Origin of the sequence: Methanofollis aquaemaris, from assembly GCF_017357525.1 — an archaeon.
GTDB lineage: Archaea > Halobacteriota > Methanomicrobia > Methanomicrobiales > Methanofollaceae > Methanofollis > Methanofollis aquaemaris.
This window is the reverse complement of the sequence record NZ_CP036172.1, coordinates 2,684,911-2,703,928: the sequence shown is the minus strand read 5'-3', so window position 1 is coordinate 2,703,928 and position 19,018 is coordinate 2,684,911. Positions and strand designations below refer to the sequence as shown.

At 57.6% G+C, this 19,018-nt stretch carries 16 protein-coding genes; 11 read left to right on the top strand and 5 right to left on the bottom strand.

Annotated features, from left to right (window positions below):
• Positions 1–68: 68 nt before the first annotated feature.
• The 3 genes from purH to RJ40_RS12795 all read left to right on the top strand — a co-directional run bounded on the left by purH (position 69) and on the right by RJ40_RS12795 (position 4,079).
• A complete protein-coding gene (gene purH, locus RJ40_RS12805) occupies positions 69–1,553 on the top strand; it encodes a bifunctional phosphoribosylaminoimidazolecarboxamide formyltransferase/IMP cyclohydrolase (RefSeq protein ID WP_265581252.1) in 1,485 nt (494 codons plus the stop codon).
• Positions 1,554–1,657: 104 nt separating this feature from the next.
• The gene (locus RJ40_RS12800) at positions 1,658–2,305 is read left to right on the top strand and encodes a DUF4013 domain-containing protein (protein ID WP_265581251.1); all 648 of its coding nucleotides are present in this window, start codon (positions 1,658–1,660) and stop codon (positions 2,303–2,305) included.
• 1,111 nt (positions 2,306–3,416) lie between these two features.
• Positions 3,417–4,079: a DUF4013 domain-containing protein gene (locus RJ40_RS12795; RefSeq protein WP_265581250.1), complete on the top strand. Its 663-nt coding sequence runs from the start codon at positions 3,417–3,419 to the stop codon at positions 4,077–4,079.
• Between the two features lie 925 nt (positions 4,080–5,004).
• Here the strand turns inward: RJ40_RS12795 and RJ40_RS12790 are convergent.
• The gene (locus RJ40_RS12790) at positions 5,005–5,436 is read right to left on the bottom strand and encodes a hypothetical protein (protein WP_265581249.1); all 432 of its coding nucleotides are present in this window, start codon (positions 5,434–5,436) and stop codon (positions 5,005–5,007) included.
• Positions 5,437–5,589: 153 nt separating this feature from the next.
• On the opposite strand from RJ40_RS12790, the gene RJ40_RS12785 reads away from it, so the two are divergent.
• The 8 genes from RJ40_RS12785 to RJ40_RS12750 all read left to right on the top strand — a co-directional run bounded on the left by RJ40_RS12785 (position 5,590) and on the right by RJ40_RS12750 (position 14,857).
• The gene (locus RJ40_RS12785; RefSeq protein WP_265581248.1) at positions 5,590–7,077 is read left to right on the top strand and encodes a 2-isopropylmalate synthase; all 1,488 of its coding nucleotides are present in this window, start codon (positions 5,590–5,592) and stop codon (positions 7,075–7,077) included.
• Positions 7,074–8,747, top strand: a complete 1,674-nt coding sequence (gene ilvB / locus RJ40_RS12780) for a biosynthetic-type acetolactate synthase large subunit (protein WP_265581247.1) — start codon at positions 7,074–7,076, stop codon at positions 8,745–8,747. The genes RJ40_RS12785 and ilvB overlap by 4 nt, the downstream gene beginning before the upstream one ends.
• Positions 8,744–9,238 carry an acetolactate synthase small subunit gene (gene ilvN, locus RJ40_RS12775; RefSeq protein ID WP_265581246.1) on the top strand — a complete coding sequence of 165 codons (495 nt, stop codon included), beginning with the start codon at positions 8,744–8,746 and terminating at the stop codon, positions 9,236–9,238. The genes ilvB and ilvN overlap by 4 nt, the downstream gene beginning before the upstream one ends.
• 268 nt (positions 9,239–9,506) lie before the next feature.
• On the top strand, positions 9,507–11,009 hold the full coding sequence (locus tag RJ40_RS12770; RefSeq protein ID WP_265581245.1) for a sodium:solute symporter family protein: 1,503 nt from the start codon (positions 9,507–9,509) through the stop codon (positions 11,007–11,009).
• A 52-nt stretch (positions 11,010–11,061) separates the two neighbouring features.
• Positions 11,062–11,736 carry a DUF1847 domain-containing protein gene (locus RJ40_RS12765; RefSeq protein WP_265581244.1) on the top strand — a complete coding sequence of 225 codons (675 nt, stop codon included), beginning with the start codon at positions 11,062–11,064 and terminating at the stop codon, positions 11,734–11,736.
• Positions 11,737–11,841: 105 nt separating this feature from the next.
• A complete protein-coding gene (locus tag RJ40_RS12760; protein WP_265581243.1) occupies positions 11,842–13,182 on the top strand; it encodes a protoporphyrinogen/coproporphyrinogen oxidase in 1,341 nt (446 codons plus the stop codon).
• Positions 13,179–14,159, top strand: a complete 981-nt coding sequence (locus tag RJ40_RS12755) for a glycosyltransferase family 4 protein (protein WP_265581242.1) — start codon at positions 13,179–13,181, stop codon at positions 14,157–14,159. The genes RJ40_RS12760 and RJ40_RS12755 overlap by 4 nt, the downstream gene beginning before the upstream one ends.
• Positions 14,156–14,857: a glycosyltransferase gene (locus RJ40_RS12750; RefSeq protein WP_265581240.1), complete on the top strand. Its 702-nt coding sequence runs from the start codon at positions 14,156–14,158 to the stop codon at positions 14,855–14,857. Before RJ40_RS12755 ends, RJ40_RS12750 begins: the two co-directional genes overlap by 4 nt.
• A gap of 732 nt (positions 14,858–15,589) precedes the next feature.
• Here the strand turns inward: RJ40_RS12750 and RJ40_RS12745 are convergent.
• Genes RJ40_RS12745 through RJ40_RS12730 form a run of 4 tightly spaced genes read right to left on the bottom strand, consistent with a single transcriptional unit; the run spans position 15,590 to position 18,626 of the window.
• Complete coding sequence (locus RJ40_RS12745) at positions 15,590–16,171, bottom strand: hypothetical protein (protein ID WP_265581239.1); 582 nt, start codon at positions 16,169–16,171, stop codon at positions 15,590–15,592.
• 16 nt (positions 16,172–16,187) lie between these two features.
• Positions 16,188–16,760: a hypothetical protein gene (locus tag RJ40_RS12740; protein ID WP_265581238.1), complete on the bottom strand. Its 573-nt coding sequence runs from the start codon at positions 16,758–16,760 to the stop codon at positions 16,188–16,190.
• A 2-nt stretch (positions 16,761–16,762) separates the two neighbouring features.
• Positions 16,763–17,851, bottom strand: coding sequence for a hypothetical protein (locus tag RJ40_RS12735; protein ID WP_265581237.1), 1,089 nt, complete (start codon positions 17,849–17,851; stop codon positions 16,763–16,765).
• Complete coding sequence (locus RJ40_RS12730; RefSeq protein ID WP_265581236.1) at positions 17,796–18,626, bottom strand: radical SAM protein; 831 nt, start codon at positions 18,624–18,626, stop codon at positions 17,796–17,798. Before RJ40_RS12730 ends, RJ40_RS12735 begins: the two co-directional genes overlap by 56 nt.
• Positions 18,627–19,018: the final 392 nt, after the last annotated feature.

Below are 19,018 nucleotides of genomic sequence, written 5' to 3'. Positions count from 1 at the left end.
GGCGGCCGGATAAGAAATTGCATCATGGCCTTGAAAGATATAAGACCTCAGGGAGCCACATATACATCATGAAATGGGCACTTCTCTCTGTCTGGGACAAGACCGGGATTGTGGATCTTGCACAGACGCTTGTTGAGAACGGCTACCGTATCATCAGTTCAGGGGGGACCGGACGGGCCCTCGGAGAAGCAGGGATCGATTTCGTTGAGGTCTCCGAGTACACAGGCTCGCCCGAGATCATGGGCGGGAGGGTCAAGACCCTCCACCCGCGCGTCCACGGCGGACTCCTCGGCAGACCTGATGTGGATGCCGAGATCATGAAGGAACTCGACATCAACCCCATCGAGCTGGTGGTCGTCAACCTCTATCCCTTCGAGAAGATGGCCGGAGAGAACCTCGGTCTCGACGAACTCATCGAATATATCGATATCGGAGGCCCGGCGATGATCAGGGCGGCGGCCAAGAACTTCAAGTATGTCTCGGTCGTCGTCGACCCGGCCGACTACGCCATGGTGAAGGAAAACGTCGCAAATGGCGGGTTCACCTATGAACAGCGGCTCGGGCTTGCAAAGAAGGTCTTCGCCCGCACCGCAGCATACGATGCGGCCATCTCCAACCACCTGCACTCGCTCGACGGCGACTTCCCCGAGGTCTACACCGTGCAGTTCACGAATCGGCGGAGCCTCAGGTACGGTGAGAACCCGCACCAACTGGCGGCGGTCTACGGCGACCACGGGATCGCCGGCCAGACGCCTCTCCAGGGCAAGGAGATGTCGTACAATAACTATCTCGACGTCGATGCGGCGGTCTCCCTGCTCCGTGAGTTCGAGGAACCCGCTTCGGTGATCGTCAAGCACAACAACCCGTGCGGCGTCGCCATCGGCAAGGACGGACTCGAAGCCTACCTCGCCGCCCGCGAGGTCGATCCCGTCTCGGCCTACGGTTCGATCGTGGCTGTCAACACCCCGGTGGACACCGCGATCGCCGAGGAACTCTGCGGCACCTTTGTCGAAGTGATCGTGGCCCCGTCGTTCACGCCTGAGGCCATCGAGATCATGAAGAGGAAGCCGAACATGCGGGTGCTCGTCCTGCCCGAGAAGTCTCCGGCCGACAGACTCAGGTCCATCGACGGCGGTGCGCTGGTCCAGCGGACTCCCGAGCCCAAGGAAGAGTGGAAGGTCGTCTCAGAGCGCGAACCGACGACGGAAGAGATCGCGGCGATGCACTTTGCGATGAAGGTCTGCAAGCACACGAAGAGCAACGCGATCATCTATGCCAACGACCATGCCGCCATCGGGATCGGCGCCGGCCAGATGAACCGGGTCGACTCGGCGAAGATCGCCGTCGAGAAGGCGCGGTCGTCCCTGAAGGGTGCGGTCGTGGCGTCCGACGCCTTCCTGCCCTTCGCCGACACCATGGAAGTCGCCGCGGCGGCCGGGGCGACGGCCCTCGTGCAGCCCGGCGGTTCGATCCGTGACCAGGAAGTGATCGACGCCGCAAACAAACTGAATGTGGCGATGGTCTTCACCGGCGTGCGGTACTTCAGGCACTAAACTTTTCCTTCTTTTTTCCGCCCTGTACCGGCGGGTGCCCGCTCGCCACGGCAGACTTATATTCTCTCATACCATCTCTCGCCGTACTTTGCGGGGGGTACAGGATGGATTATGGTACGTTGATAGGCAGGTCGTATGAGTATACGACAGAGGCAGTCTGGGGAAAATGGGGGAAGTGGGTTCTGCTGATCATCTCTTCGATCATCTTTCCCCTGATCATGGGATATATGATGGAGATCTACCGGGGGAGGACGCCTGCGCCTGAACTCAAGGACTGGATCAAACTCTTTGTCGACGGGGTCAAACTCTTCATCGTCGAACTCATCTACAGCATCCCGCTCATCATCGTCGCTCTGGTCTTCTTCGGCGGGGCGGCGCTGGCGTTCTATAGCGGCGGCGGTATGACGGCCGCGGCCTCGGCGACATTCATCATCGGCTCAATCATCTTCTTCGTCCTCGCCGTCCTCATCGGTCTGGTCTCGATCTTTGCAGGGATCAGGCTTGCACGGACCGACCGTTTCGGCGAGGCCTTCAACATCTCAGCGATCATCGGGCATATCGGTGCGGTCGGATGGCTGTATTATCTTGTCGCCCTGGTCATTGCGTATATCATCGTCTGGGTGGTGACCTTTGTGCTGATGCTCATCCCGATCGTCGGGGGGTTGATCCTCCTTATCATCACGCCGGCGATCTCGATCTTCATGGCCAGGTACGTGACGCTCATCTACGAGAGTGTGCCGGTGTCGGAGTGAGGATATTTCTGACTGTTTAAAAGGCTCATACTTTTTTTAGCGCAGTAGAGGCATGAGGGTGAAGCACGCCTCAGGCATACCACGAGCATATCCCAAAACTCTCCGCCAGGATCTGCGACTGGAAGACATTTATGAAACACGGCGTAGTTCAAGAGATTGCTGCCGTTCTCCACCCATCTTCGTCCTGGGGAGGGTCCGGGGGGTCTCCCTCGGCGGAAGAAAACAGTTTAACATCCCTCGGCCTTCTGGTGGGGCGGCCCTTCTGATCGACGTGCCTTCCCGCACACTCGCGCCGGGGGCGCTGCCCCCGAGACCCCCAGGATTGCGATTGGGGGGGAAGGCAGAGAGACCATTGTTCAGGGGGTGCATCTCACCACTCTTTCACTCTCTGCCAGGTCTCCGATATCTTTCACCAGGATGTGCAAACGTATCAACCGCCATCAATGCCGTCATTTAATTATTCACGCCATCTATGGAGGTTTAAGATTCGTTTGCACCTGAACGGAAAACACCGTCCCACACCCCCATCCCCCTCTTTATCGATCATGCTCTGTGTATTCACATTCTAATGCAAAGATCAATATATACACGCGTATAGCACTAGATCTCCTATAAATCAAGATCAGCCGCCATTCTGATCTTTTTCTTCTTTGCACCCCTGAGTGGAAATGTGGTGCAAATGATCAAACACATGTATCAACTCTCGACCTTGTAGAAAAGATCCTCTTTTGATCGACATACCCCCATTTTGAACTGAATCCATCGCCTGCCCTTATCCTCACGCTGGGGGCGAGTGCCCCACGGATCTCCTCCGCGATGAAGAGAGACGGGGGCGGCAGGTTGCTTGGTTTCGGCCCGCTCCCCTGTTGGAAAGAGAGTGATCAAGGTTTTCTACACTGCCTCCCATTCATTTTTGCAGCGGCACCCTCTCCACAGGTGATCGTTTGCCACCGTGATGGAACGGACAGAACACAAAAACATCCACTGTCAAGCAAAAAACTGACATTTCCCAATTGTTATGGGTTAAACAAATCCCATATATTTCCTAATTACGAAACGTATATATCCAACCGGCATTTACTGAGATCTACACACCGGGAGGTGTATTCTTATGGATTATGGTTCTATGCTTGGTGATTCCTTCGAATATGCGAAGGAAGCGGTCTGGGGAAAATGGTTGAAGTGGGTCTTCCTCTTCATCTCGATGATCATCTTCCCCCTGTTCATGGGATATCTGATGGAGATCTACCGGGGCAAGACTCCAGCACCCGAATTTGAGGACTGGGTCAAACTCCTCATCGACGGGATCAAACTCTTCATCGTCGAACTCATCTACAGCATCCCCCTGCTGATCGTCGCCGTGGTCTTCTTCGGCGGTTCTATCGCCCTCATGGCAGGCGGAGGCTCCGACGCCGCAGTCGCCGCCGCGATCGGGGGAATGCTCCTCGGGATACTCGTCATGATCGTGGTCGGCTTCCTCGTTGGCCTGATCGCCGCCTTCGGGTTCATCAGATTTGCACGGACCGACAGCTTCGGTGAGGCCTTCAACATCTCGGCGATCCTGGCGCATATCGGTGCGGTCGGATGGGGCAGTTACATCATCGCCTTGATCGTCCTCTGGGTGGTAACCGTCGTGATCGGTCTGGTCATCGGCATCATCATGTCAATTCCGTTCATCGGCTGGGTCATCGCCATCTTCCTCTACCCGGTGCTCGGGATCTTCACGGCCAGATACATGACCCTCATCTACGACAGCGCCGCGGCGCCTGCGTGAAGAGGTTTCATTTTGTGAGGGGACAACTCCTTAATCCCTCTCTTTTTCCGACGGTGTGCCGCGTGAATTTTTTTTATCAGAGAGCATATCCCAAAAGTCTCCCGAACATGAATCTTCGTCCGTATCAAAACCCTTTATTCCAAAAATTCTGATCGCAGATCTTCCGCTGGGCGGCTGGTTACCCCCCGTTCTCCCTGCAGAAGATAGGGAGGAGGACGGCAATCCCCTTTTCATGGCTTTGTAGAAATCCTCCCCTCTTCTGGGTACAAGCGTGACCCACCTGCCTTCCCGCATGCTCGCGCCGGGGGCGCTGCCCCCGGACCCCCGATATGAAGATAGGGTTGGGAAGGCAAAATCAGCGAACATGGAGAGGGAGTTCCCGTCCCCTGTCCTATCTTGACGCGGGGGGACCGGGGGGCGGCTAGCCCCCCGTAGAGATAACCACCGAGAGGATTTCTACAGAGCCCTTTTCATCATCATCACGTGCGCCTTCCCGCCCCTATCGCAATCCCGGGGGTCCGGGGGCAGAGCCCCCGGCACGTATGGTGTGGGAAGGCGTGCTGATCCGACGTGCCGCCCCACCTATAGAGTAAAGAATGTTCTCCTGCTTTCTCTCGTTGGGGGGAGACACCCCGGAACCCCCACGACGAAGATAGGGATCGGGTGGCAGAGCACCCGGTGAAAGGATAGAAGAAGGCAAGGAATGGATGTTCACGCTACGAAGAGAGGAGAGTTTTACACCATCATCTTTCTTTATCTCTAGTAGAGGGGGAAGTCAGGAGAGTTTTGGGATGACCTCAGAGAAAGGCACTGTTGAAACTCTCTTCCTGAGCGAACAGAATGGGGAGAGGATTTTCCGAATCCTTCACACCTGACAAGATAGGAACGATTGATGGTACGACAAGGCCACGCGGCCAAAAAAGTATCAGAACCCGGCCGTCATCCCCTGCAAGCACATGAACGCGGCCGAGACCGCCAGCAGGACGAGCACGATAGTGCCCAGGATCAGGATGCCGATAAAGAGGAGCATGAAGGGGATACTGGCCTCCCTGAAAGGTACCTCGCCGGCATTCATTTTCTGTGCCGTCCGATACCCGTCATAGATACCATAAATATAGACCAGAAGGCCGGGGATGAGGAGGAGCATGCCCACCGCCGTCCCGACAAGCACCAGCACCCCCTTCCCGATCTCGCCGTTGTACACCTGCCCGAGTCCAGGGCACGAGGCCGCGCAGATGACAGCGATTGAGAGGTTCTTCTCTTTCGTCGTGTGCTGGAAGCGCGTCCCGCACTGAGGGCAGACGGCACCGTCCCTATCCTTGAGCAGCGTGCCGCAGTTTGGACAGTAGTTTGGCATAAGAGATAGAAGAGCGTTGGCCTCCGGAGATTTATGAGTGCTGGTTTTTTCTATCTGCTCCCTTAGATGGGACGAAAATTATGTGCCCCGGTGAGATATACGAAAGAATATATATCGGCTCGTCCCCACATCAGGTGGTGACAACCACTATGAGTGATTGCTTTATTCTCTGAAAAGATCCGCTTTTTTGACACTACCCTGCGGGACGGGGAGCAGACGCCGGGCGTCTCGCTGAAGCCCGAGGAAAAACTTCAGATCGCAACCATGCTCGCAGACCTTGGCATCGCCACCATCGAGGCAGGATCGGCCGCCGCATCGGAAGGAGAACGTGAGGCCATCAGACTCGTCGCCGACGCCGGGCTCGGGGTCGAAGTCGCCACCTTCGTGCGGGCGCTGCCAGGCGACATCGACGATGCCGCGGCGTGCGGGGTCGACTGCGTCCACCTCGTCGTGCCGGTGAGCGACCTGCACATCCAGGCAAAACTGAGGAAGACGCGGGACGCGGTCTGCACCATGGCCTGGGAGGCGGTTGAGTATGCGAAAGACCACGGGCTCGTCGTCGAACTCTCGGGCGAAGACGCCTCACGGGCAGACCAGGAGTTCCTGGCCATGCTTTTTGCGGGCGGGGTGGAGCGGGGGGCCGATCGCCTCTGCTTCTGCGACACGGTCGGGCTCATGACTCCTGAACTGGTCGCGGAAAGAATCCCGACGCTCCTCTCCGCACCGCTGAGCATCCACTGCCACGACGACCTCGGCCTCGCCCTCGCCAACACCATCGCCGCGCTCAAGGCCGGGGCGACTGCCGCTCATGTGACCGTGAACGGCCTGGGAGAACGCGCCGGGAACACCGCCCTCGAAGAACTGGCCGTGACCCTGGAGCACCTCTACGGGGTGGAGACCGGGCTATCGACCGAGAAGATCTATCCGCTTGCGACGACGGTCTCGCGGCTGACCAACGTCCCGCTCCCGACGAACAAGGCGATCGTCGGCGAGATGGCCTTCACCCACGAGAGCGGGATCCACGCCCACGGCGTCCTGCGGGACGCGAGCACCTACGAACCGCTCACGCCCGAGAGCGTCGGGCGGACCAGGCGGATCGTGCTCGGGAAACATTCGGGCTCAGCCTCGGTCGGGGCCGCACTCAAAGAACTCGGCTACCACTGCACCGAGGTGCAGCACGCCGAGGTCGTCGCCAGGGTCAAGGCCCTCGGCGACGAAGGGCGGCGGGTCACCGACGCCGACCTGATGGCCATCGCCGACTCGGTCACGGGGGTGAGCAGCGAACCGGCGATCACCCTCAGACAGGCGACCATGGTCTCGGGCAACACCGTCATCCCGACGGCCTCGGTCACCCTCCTCGTCCACGGCAAGGAGGTGACCTGCGCCGCCACCGGGAACGGTCCGGTCGACGCCGCCGTCGAGGCGGTGCGGCGGGCGGTCGCCGGTGCCGCCGAGGTGCGGCTCGAAGAGTACCGCGTGGACGCGATCAGCGGGGGCACCGACGCCCTCGTCGAGGTGACGGTGCGGCTCAGCCACGGAGGGCGGACACTCACGGCGCGGGGGGCGAGGACCGACATCATCATGGCAAGCGTGGAGGCGATGGTCGCCGGCATGAACAGACTGATTGAGGAGAAAAAATGAAGACTGGAGCACGACTGCTGGTCGAGGGGCTGCAGCGCGAGGGGGTCGAGACGATCTTCGGCTACCCCGGCGGTGCGGTCCTGCCTATCTATGACGAACTCTACGACGCCCCGCTGCGGCATGTGCTGGTCCGCCACGAACAGGCGGCGGCCCACGCAGCCGACGGGTATGCCCGCGCCTCGGGAAAGACCGGGGTATGCCTGGCCACCTCCGGCCCTGGCGCCTGCAACCTGGTCACCGGGATTGCCACCGCGTACATGGACTCGGTACCCCTCGTCGCCGTCACCGGCCAGGTCCCGACGACGATGCTCGGCAACGACGCCTTCCAGGAGTCTGACATCACCGGGATCACCTTCCCGATCACCAAACACAACTATCTCGTCAAAGAGGCCGACGAGATCGGCCAGGTAGTTCGCGACGCCTTCTATATCGCGGGGACCGGACGGCAGGGCCCGGTGCTCATCGACCTCCCCAAAGACGTGATGACCGCCCAGGTCGATCCAGTCCCTGAGGTGCGCGAAGCGCGGCTGCGGGGCTACCAGCCGACGTACGAAGGGCACCCGAGGCAGGTCGAGCGGGCGGTTGCGCTCATCCGGGAGGCCGAGCGTCCGCTCCTCTACATCGGCGGCGGGGTCGTCGCTTCGGGGGCGGCCGCCGAGGTCCTCGCCCTTGCCGAACTGACGGCTATTCCGGTGGCCTCGACCCTGATGGGCCTGGGGGCCGTCCCGTGCGACCATCCGCTCTCCCTGGGAATGATCGGGATGCACGGGACCGAGGCGGCAAACTTCGCCGTCACCGAGTGCGACCTCCTCATCGCCGTCGGGGTGCGCTTCGACGACCGGGTCACCGGCCGGGTGGAGGCCTTCGCCCCGCACGCCGCGGTCATCCACATCGATATCGACCCGGCGGAGATCGGGAAGAACAAACCGGTCGACGTCCCGATCGTCGGGGACGCGAAACTGGTCCTCAGGGCGGTCACCGCAAAACTCGCCCGCCAGGAGAGAGGAAACGGATGGCTCTCCAGGGTGCGGCGCTGGCAGGAGGAAGGGACCGGGGCGGCCGGGACCGCCGACGGACTCAGCCCGGCCGCGGTGATCAGGCAGATGAACGCCCTCCTTGACGAGAACGCGATCGTCGTCTCCGAGGTGGGGCAGAACCAGATGTGGACGGCGCAGCACTACTGCTTCAGGCGGCCGCGGACCTGGATCACCTCAGGCGGGCTCGGGACGATGGGCTACGGTTTCCCGGCGTCGATCGGGGCGCAGTTTGCATGTCCTGACGAGACCGTCGCCCTGGTGGCCGGGGACGGGAGTTTCCAGATGAACATCCAGGAACTGGGCACGGTCGTCGAGTACGATGTCCCGGTGAAGGTGGTCATCCTCAACAACCTCTATCTCGGGATGGTGCGGCAGTGGCAGGAACTCTTCTACGACCGGCGGTACTCGTACACCGAGCTCCGTCCCGTGGACTTTGTCGGGATTGCAAAGGCCTACGGTGTCGATGGGATACGGGTCGACGACCCGGACGAGGTCGAGCCGGCCCTGGAGACGGCCTTCGGTTCGGAGGGGGCGTTTGTGCTGGACGTCAGGATCGAGCGGGAGGCGAATGTCTTCCCGATGGTCCCGGCAGGGGCGGCGATCAACGAGATGATCGGGAGGCGGGGCGGATGAGGCCGCACACGCTCCACGTCCTCGTCGAGAACAGGGCGGGCGTCCTCTCCAGGGTCTCGGGGCTCTTCTCCCGCCGGGGGTTCAATATTGAGAGCCTTGCCGTCGGCACCTGCGAGGAGCCGGGGATGAGCAGGATGACCATCGTCGTCCTGGGCGACGACGCCAGGATCGAGCAGGTGAAAAAACAGTTGAACAAACTCATCGACGTCATCAAGGTCTCCGACATCACCGAGCAGAGCACGGTCGACCGCGAACTCGCGCTCATCAAGGTGACGGCCGAAGCCGGCGAGGGGAGGGCCGAGGTGATGCAGGTGGCCAGCATCTTCAGGGCCCAGATCATCGATGTTGGGCCAAAGAGCGTCATCCTCCTGGTGGCCGGGGACCCCGAGAAGATCGACGCCCTGGAACGCCTCCTGCGCCAGTACGGGATCAAGGAGTTTGTGCGGACCGGGAAGATTGCGTTGATGCGGGGGATGAAAGGCGGGCGGTAATGGCCCCATTCTACTGATGATAATCCGGATACTGCATTCATCCCCTTTTTTCGCACCCGCCCGCCCCCCGCCCCCTGAAGATCGCCTCTTCTCATGCTTGAGAGGCGAGGGCCGCTCCGACCGATCATGTTATATGCTGGCATGACACACATTGACATAGTACTATGATCGGCCTTCCATTCGAGACACTTGCCATCGTCAGCACCGCCTTCATTGCGGTCACCGTCATGCTCACCCTCTGGGCGTTCGTCTTCAAAGAGGACGAGGTATGATCGAACCGGTCACGGCCGGGATCATCGGCCTCTACTTCCTGGTCCTCATCGTGATCGGGGCCTGGGCCTCGGGCAAGATCCACAACACCGAGGACTACATCGTCGCCGGAAGGTCGCTCGGGTTCTGGGTCTTCACCATCCTGATGGTCTCCTCCATCTGCTCGGGGATGACCCTGCTCGGGGTGAGCGGGCTCGGCTTCACCACCGGGTGGCCCTCCATCTGGGAACAACTCTTCGTCCCGCTGGCCGCCTCCTTCTGTATCATCGTCTTCGGCGTCAAACTCCACCGGATCGGGAAGAAGAACAACTACCTGACGGTCGAGGACTATCTTGCCGACCGCTTCGAGAGCCCGAAGGTCATGCGAGGACTCTCGGCGGTGGCCGGGATCATCGTCTCCCTCATCTACCTGATTGGACAGTACACTGCGATCTCCATCGTGCTCGTCTGGCTCTTTGAGATCCCCCACTGGCAGGCGCTGATCATCTCGGGCGTCATCATCACCGCCTACACCGTGGTCGGCGGGCTGTACGCCGTCTCGTGGACGACGGTGATCCAGGGCGGCCTCCTTATCGTGGGGGTGCTTGCGATCGCGCCGATCCTCATCATGAAAGCCGGCGGGATGGGCCATATCAACGAGGTGATGGCCGGGATCGACCCGACCTTTGTTCAGCCGTACCTCACCGAGGGGATGACCTTCACGCCCGAGTTTCTCCTCTCGTTCGGGCTGATGCTCACGGTAGGGCTTGCCTGCGCCCCGCACGTCATCAACAATGTGCTGGCGGCAAAGGAGGAGCGCTACTTCAAGTGGTCGCCGCTCATCGCCTTCGCGGTCTACGCGGTCGTGATGCTCCTGATGAAGTTTGCCGGGTTTGCCGGCCGGGTGCTCGTCGAGGAGGGGAGCATCATTCTCCCCGACGTGCCCAATGCCCAGGACTTCATCTTCATCTCAGGGCTGGAGTACGCCATGCCCAACCTCTGGGTCTGGTCGTTCTTTGCGGTGATCGTGCTCGCGGCCGTGATGTCGACGACCGACCGGTTGATGCTCACGGTGGGCTCGATGTTTGCCTGGGATGTCTGGAAGAATATCTTCAGGCCCTCGGCCAGCGACAAAGAGGTGCTCCTCGTCTCCAGGGTCGCGGTCGTCGTGGCCGCCGGCGGGACGCTCCTCCTCGCGATCAACCCGCCCCAGATGCTCGCGTGGTTGATGTGGTCCGGGATCGGGATCATGCTCGCCACCTTTGCGGTGCCTCTCCTCGCCGGGCTGTACTGGCGGGGTGCGACCAGAGAGGGTGCCATCGCCTCGATGCTGGTCGGTCTGGTCTCAGGCGGGGCGCTTGGCTACTGGTACTATGTGGTCGACAAGATGCCCTTCCATTTCAGCATGTATGCCTTCCTCCTCTCGGCGGTCACGATGGTCGTCGTCAGCATGGCGACCACGAAGACCGATGCGAAGGTGCTCGACGCCACGCTGACCGGCAAGTTCATCCACCTCCGGTGAACGGACTGCCGCAATCTCTCTCTATTTTTACCCGGCCCCCCAGGAGTGATCCATGGAAGGAGGCTACCCTGCATGCGCCAGATGCGGGATCAAAAAAGACGAGCAACTCTGCAGGACAAAAGACGGGAGGTCGATCCCAGGATGTCCGACGGCAGAGCAGGCCGAAGTGCTGGCCGCCGCGATGGAGGAGTACCGCCGCCCTGCCGTGGCCGCCTTTGCACGGGCGGCGGCGGTCCAGGAGGGCGAGGGCTATGGAGATAAGGAGCAGGGGTACGACCGCCTCAGGCCGGTGAAGTGCCGGCTTGAGGAGACGGCCGAGTTTGCCGGGAAGATGGGATACCGCCGCCTCGGCCTTGCCTTCTGCACCGGCCTTGCAAAGGAGGCGGCGGCGGTGGAGCGTTTCTTCAGGGGGCGGGGTTTTGAAGTCATCTCGGTGGTCTGCAAGGCGGGCCGCGTCCCGAAAGAGACTCTCGGCGTCTCCGACCAGGAGAAGGTGGCGCCGGGCACCGACGAGCAGATCTGCAATCCCATCTTCCAGGCCATGCTCCTCAATGCCGCAGAGACCGAGTTCAACATCATGCTCGGCCTCTGCGTCGGGCACGACTCCCTCTTCATGAAATATGCGGAGGCGCCCTGCACCGTCCTCGCCGCCAAGGATCGCTTGCTCGGCCACAACCCCCTCGCGGCGGTCTATACGATAGAGAGTTATTCGCGGTACATGAAGTAAGACGGAAGTCGACGGTGCATCCATGCTCGACCGCCCTCCGGCCTCCCCTTTTCTCCCCCCGTTCATCATGATCCTGGGCCGTTCACCGAATATCAACAACCATAAATGAATCCTCCACAAACCTATTACACCGTGAAAACGGCGATATTGGGCGGCGGACTGACCGGCATAACACTGGCGCGACTGCTGCGTCAGCAGGGCGAGGACGTGGTGGTCCTTGAGGCTGAGTCCGGGTACGGCGGGCTCTGCCGGTCGAAGGTCATCGACGGCTTCACCTTCGACACCGGCGGGTCGCACATTATATTTTCAAGAGATACAGAGGTCCTCTCCCTCATGAAGGAGGCGCTCGGGGAGAACCGGACCGAACGGCAGAGAAAGACGAAGATCTTCTACAAGGGGCGGTACGTGAAGTACCCCTTCGAGAACGGACTTGCCGACCTCCCGAAGGACGACCTCTTCTTCTGCATCAACGAGTTCATCAAGGCGCTCATCGCCGCGGAGAAGGGCGAGGTGAAACCGCCCGAGAACTTCGGCGAGTGGATCCGCACCACCTTCGGCGAGGGGATCGCGGCGTGCTACATGCTCCCGTACAACAGAAAGATCTGGAAGTTCCCGCCGGAGGAGATGTCGGCCCACTGGATGGACGGCCGCGTGCCAAGGCCGCCGGTGGAGGATGTGGTCAGGTCGGCGGTCGGGATCGAGACCGAGGGCTACACCCACCAGTCGGTCTTCTCGTACCCGCAGGAGGGCGGGATCGAGGCGATGGTGAAGGCCGTCGCCGCACCGATCGAGGACGCCATCAGGACCGGGTTTGCGGTCAGGTCGGTCAGGCGCAAGGGCGACCGCTGGGTGATCTCCGACGGCACCGAAGAGGTCGTCGCCGACCGGTGCATCTCCACCATCCCCCTCCAGGCCCTCCTCCCTGCCCTCGACGGCGTCCCACACGACGTTGCCGCGGCCTGCCGGGCCCTCAAGTACAACTCGGTCGCCTGCGTCTGCCTCGGACTCAGGGGCGACGTCCCGCCGTACTCCTGGGTCTATGTCCCGCAGGAAGAACTCGGCCCCTTCAACCGGATCTCCTTCCCCTCAGGCTACAGCGACACCAACGCCCCCGAAGGGTGCAGTTCGGTCCTCGCCGAAGTGACCTACCGCGACGGCGACCCCACCGCGGCCCTCTCCGACGACGACCTCGTCGCCTCCACCGTCGACGGCCTCATGGAGATGGGAGTCATCGCCTCGCGCGACCAGGTGCTCACCACCTCGGTCGAACGCCAGAAATACGCCTACGTCATCTACGACCTCGCCTACCTGGAGAATATCAAGATCGTCAGGGAGTACTGCGAGAGCCTCGGGATCGATCTTGTCGGCCGGTTCTCCGAGTTCGAGTACCTCAATATGGACGGGTGCATCCGTCACGTCATCGAGTTTGCGAAGGAGTTTTCATGAAAGTCAACTTTTTCGTCGAGGACATGCTCTTTTTCAAATATATCGGCTGCGCCACCCTGGCAAAGACCCTGTACCGGGCGCTCGCCGACGGCAACGGCGGCCCCGAAGTCTCCTGGAACGCTCACGGCCGGGACTTCGACCTGGTCCACTACCATACCTTCGGTCCCCTCGCCCTCGCAAACAAAAAACTGAGCGGCGCGGTGACCGTACTCACCGCCCACTCGACGCCACGACTCAACGCCGGCAACCTCGCCTTCTCTGATACCGTCAACAACTTTTACCCCGGCATATACCAGGGCTTCGACCACATCATCACCATCTCGCCGCTCTGCGACGAGGAGGTGCGCGAGTTCGCCCCCGACGTCCCTACCACCCTCATCCCGAACGGCGTGAACAGGGAACGGTTCAGACCCGACGCCGAGAAGCGGGCGGCCTTCCGCGAGACGTACGGGATCGGCGAGGACGAGCAGGTGGTGCTCACCGTCGCCCAGCAGACACCCCGGAAAGGCATCTACGACTTCCTCGCCCTCTCGCGGGACCACCCGGACACCAGGTTTGTCTGGGTCGGCGGGTTCCCCTACGGCAGGTTCTCAAAAGACCACGGCCGGATCGAAGAGGAGAAGAGTAAGTGCGGCAAGAACGTCCTCTTCACCGGGTTCGTCGAGGACATCACCGCGGCCTACTGCAGCGCCGACGTCTTCTTCATGCCCAGTTTCGCCGAGGGCCTCCCGATGGTCATCCTGGAGGCGCTCGCCAGCGGCCTGCCGGTCGTCGCCCGCAAGATCCCCGAGTTCACCGGGAACTTCGGCGACGCCGCCCTCTACTTCGACGACCTCGCCGGGGCCGGGGCACTCCTCGAGGACACCGCCCTCCTCAGGCAGCACGCCGACCTCTCCAGACCCTTCACCGAACGCTACGACATCAGGAAAGTCTCCGACCTCCATGTCAGACTCTACCAGGAGTTGACCTCGTCATGATCTCAGTTGTGATCCCTACCTATAACGAAGAGGCGAACATCGCCGCGTGTCTTGCGTCGCTCTGCAACCAGACCCTCCCCAGGGAGCGCTACGAACTCATCGTCGTCGACGGCGGGTCGAAGGACAGGACCCGCGAGATCGCCGCCGAATATGCCGACCAGGTCTTCATCCAGACGAGCAAGAAGGTCGGCGGCGCACGGAACGACGGGGCGAAGGCGGCGAAGGGGGAGATCGTCGCCACGACCGACGCCGACTGCGTCATCCCCCCGGACTGGCTGGAGCGGATCGAGGAGGACTTCGCGCGCCACCCGGACGTCGTCCAGGTCTACGGCCTGGTGTATCCCAAGGAGAAGAACCTCAAACACTCCATCTCCCTCGCCCTGGCCAACGTCTTCTCCCGCCTCGGTTCGTGGACGCACACCATGTACTACACCCTCGGGTGCAACACCGCCTTCCGCCGCGAGGCCTTCATCGAGGTCGGGATGTACCGGTGCATCGACGCCGGCGACGACCTGGAGATCGCCCGCCGGACCAGCGAGGTCGGGAAGGTTTTCCTCGACACCTCACTCCGCGTCGCCTTCGATATGCGCCGGTACGAGCAGTTCGGGACGCTCAAGTCCCTCTGGGAGTGGATCTATATCGTGGTGCGGGGCGGGAACTCCGAGAAGTATTCGTACTCGAAGCGCGAGTATAAGTGAGAGGTGCGGGACGGAGGGAGAACGTCTTCACACTTCCCGCGATCATCTTTTTTGGATCTCCGGGTCGGAAAACAACATTGAAGATCTTGAGGAGAGGAAAGCCATCCCCGGTGCTATCTCGACACTGAGTGCGAGCGATAGGGGGCCTGATTTCTTGGATTGCATCCCGCTAACTCTCCTGGCAGGATCATACACACCGCCAGTTCAGGTGATAGGATCACCGTCTTTTAAAAGCAACGCCCACTGCGAACAGTGAGAGTGCCGCCACCACCCCAAACGCCATAAATCGGCAAGGCAGGTGTTGTCTGCTGTGGATCATCAAGGATGACGGTGAAGAGATCGTTTCCATCGCTTACGGCGATCTTTTTTCCGTCAGGCGACCATTGCGGTTGTCGTCACCTGTGCGGTGGCATTCCCCCCGATCTCTGTAATCCAGATCGAAAACTCTGGTTCCAGTGCCGAACCGACAACGTAGTTCCATAACCTTGATGCCGGCATGGTCGTTATCGGATGACGTGAAGGCAATGTGTTTCCCATCTGGTGACCAAGACTGATACAAATTGATTGCCGGGTCATTCGTCAGCGGGACGATGGAGGTTGCCGCTAACTTGGTGGGTGCATGTGATCAAGCAGCAGGACGATACAGAGGGCTTTCAGGTTTATGCCAACACCTTTCATACCTCTCATGGATAGATTACACCGGAAGCAGATTTTCCATCGATAGCGAGAGCACTAGCACCTATTAATTCCAGTCTCTGTCGGGGTGAGCGCAACCCAGACATGGACCGTCCAGCCGTGAATCTCCTTGCCGTCCAGCGCCTGGTTTTCGGGTGTGCGTTCGTAGACCCACACGTTGATTTCTTCGGTCGACAGATCAAAACCTGCGATTTGCAATTCCGGATCTTTTTCCAGTTCCATAAGTTCGGTTCGGATCTGATCTCTCTCCTTTTCATAGTCAACATCGTGAACGATCTGAATGGTCCAATTACTGATTTGCTTTCCCTGGAGATCGCTCACTTCTTTTTCATCCGTTATATCGAAAGCATATATGACGAGGTGTTTATTTTTGGCATCTAATTCCAATTTACTTATGCCAAATTTACTGTATAGTCGTATATGCTCAATCTCATCTTTCAAATCCTCTGGTAACTCCTCTAATGTCATATTTTCAGTCTCCTTCGTATCTTCAGTTTTTTCTGGGGATTGTAATTCTTCTACCATCAATACTGCGAAACATATGATTACTAATACAATAATCACTGTACCAACTCCCACCAAAATCGGATGTTTTTTTATTCCAAGAATTATTTTCATTCATTGCCATCTCCTGTCAACCAATGGTTATCCTACCATTTTCGTCGATCAAAAATGTCACAACAGGATATCGATCGCTATTGTAATGACCACAGTCGGGTATGTCAGTTACTTTTTTTATCTCGACTTTTGTTTCCTGCCATTCCGTTCCGTACGGCATCTGCCAGTCTCCTGGAGTTATATTGAGATTATCGTACTGGAAAAATTTCCAGTTGCTGAATTCTCCTACTCCTCCTCCGAGATATTCGGCGCAGACGGCATGGCCAAATACAAGATCCCCATTTGTTATTGCGACGATATAGATGTCCTTGTTGTAATTTTCCTCAAAATAGCAGTGCTCAGGGCATCTATAATCTTCTCTCCAGTAACAACATGATAGAGCATTGGAGAATTGAGAACTTTTTCCGGCCCGTGCATATCGCATCACTGCGTTTTGCAGACACACGGCATTTAAATTCCAGGAACCTGTACCTCCCTGGCAGGACGACTGACCACACCGGTAGTGTCGTATGTAGAAGGTGAGATACGGACCTGATGGAACACAACAGTTTGCCCAGTTCCCCCAATCGCTCCAGCCACCACCTCCCATGATCACACCTCCAGTAATCCATCCCTCATCAGGTACTGAGGGAGTACCCATCCGTTACAATAGATGATATTGTCCTCATGCCGGACAATATCAGTCCCGGGATACCTCTGAAATAACCAGAATCTATTCTGATAGGCACTGTATGAAAACCCGTTATCAGCCAGAGATGTACCCACGGGTCTCTCCTTTATGTTCTTAGGAATCTGTCCAATGCTTTTGCCGGATTGAAATACATTTTCAGGCTGTCGAAACGGGAAATAAACTGAAGGCTGATAGCAAATGACTGTTTTATTTTTTGGCTTACTGGGCAACTTTAAAGATCCATTGCTACATTCTCCAATAATCGCCAGATCATAACTTTCTTCCTCAAGCCTCTGGACGAACTGCATGTAGTCGTACCCATACCACATGAGATCATGGAAAATATCCCAGAACTCCCCGGGAAAAGCGCCCACAGCAATCACTTTCTTGTTACTCTCCGGCAGTGACATTTTTGGCTCAAATGCATCGTAGACGAGTGTTTCTGGATGATGAAGAACAGAATTTTTATCCAGGCAGGGGTAGTCCAGAGGCTCTGACACACCGGTAATTGCTTCTTGAACTTTTTTCTCCTGAAGATTCTTTTGACGTGCCATTTCCCAGAACAGTAATATTTCAGGATCACCTGAATAAGACTGGATACAGTTCTGTACACAGCCTGTCACATTATCAAACCAATCATAAGGAATGATTTCGTTATAACTCGAAAAGAGATCGAGATATGCAGCCCCAATAGGGGAATACGCGGTAGAAATCCCGACGATATAAACATCAAATCCTTTTGGCAACCACTGTTCAAGTGCACTTCGGCTTTTTACAGCTTCAAGCGGAAGACTGTATTGATAGCATCCTTTCTTCAGGTATAATCCTACATCTGATTGACCTTTGATCCTTTGTAAGCATGCCACTTTTTTGCCCTGTGCCCTATAATAATTTTCAAGTGCCAATATCAGTGCAATTTTTCCCTGATCGCAATACGAAGCGATTACATATACTTTACTCATAATCCACCTTCTTGCAACAAGTCTCAAATTGATCTCTACTTTTTCCACTTCTGATGTTTTTCTTGAGTACGACATCCTTGATCCGTTGAGGAAACTTTCCAAGAACACGTTGATTCCGTGAACAATCCCAATATGTACCATCAGGAAGAACTGAAAGCCCCAGTATCCCTGCAATACAGCCCTTTTCCACACAGGTCAGAGGGCAGAATATCCCTTCTTGTTCCGCTCTTTTCTTGACGTGTTGTCTGAGAGAGAGCCAGTGTGAAAACGTTAGAGGATAAAATCCATTGTCACGAATCGGCTGGTAAAGATTAAAGTTCAGCATATAGGACCCGGTTTCAATGCAGAGATCAATGATAGGGTCGATGCATTTCAAGTTTGCCTCATTGATAGTGAATGAAATACTATGACGTATCCTGTTCTCGTCCAGTATCCTCAGCGCATTCACTGCTTTTTCATAACTCCCGGTGCCGCGGATGAAATCATGAACAGTTTTGTCTCCGTCAATGCTGATCTGGATACCATCATCTTTCTGGAAAAGATCGATGTGTTGAGGAATGAGTATTCCATTCGAACTCAGGGCAATGAAACCGTTCAGACCTCGTACAATGGTGCACACGGTATCAAAGTGCGGATGGAGAAGAGGTTCGCCGCCGCTGAGAATAATCGTACTCTGCGGAAGGGGAAAATCGGTCTGCATGAAGTCGATACAGACTTCTTTTAGCATATCCACCGGCATGAAGGTGTGGCCCTGATTCAGGTAGCAATGCTTGCAGTTCAATTGGCAGTAATCAACAATATGGAGGTCCAGAAAATTGGCCACCAATTTCATCACCTCTCTATGTTCAATGCATCATTCTCCCGACTTCTGATAAGATTATCAAATATAATCCGAGATGTATGCAATCGGCATTTAATATTTTATTTATTATGTATTTTGTGGTACAACTCTTTACATCAAATGAAGTCCTTCTAGATCTCAAACATATTTTTAGACCCCAGACACGCTCCATTCCATCCTGACCAGATATTTTCGACTAGAAAGAATGTCCTGTCTTCCGATTATGTAGAATAGGGCATGAACCCTGGGTTCAAGCATACGCGATGAAAATTTCATGTCGCCGCTCTCTGGGGCTTGGAAGGACCGATCCTTGGTTCTTCCCCTTATGACAGGGGAACGGCCAGAAATCTTGCATCGTGCCGCCCCTGCCTATC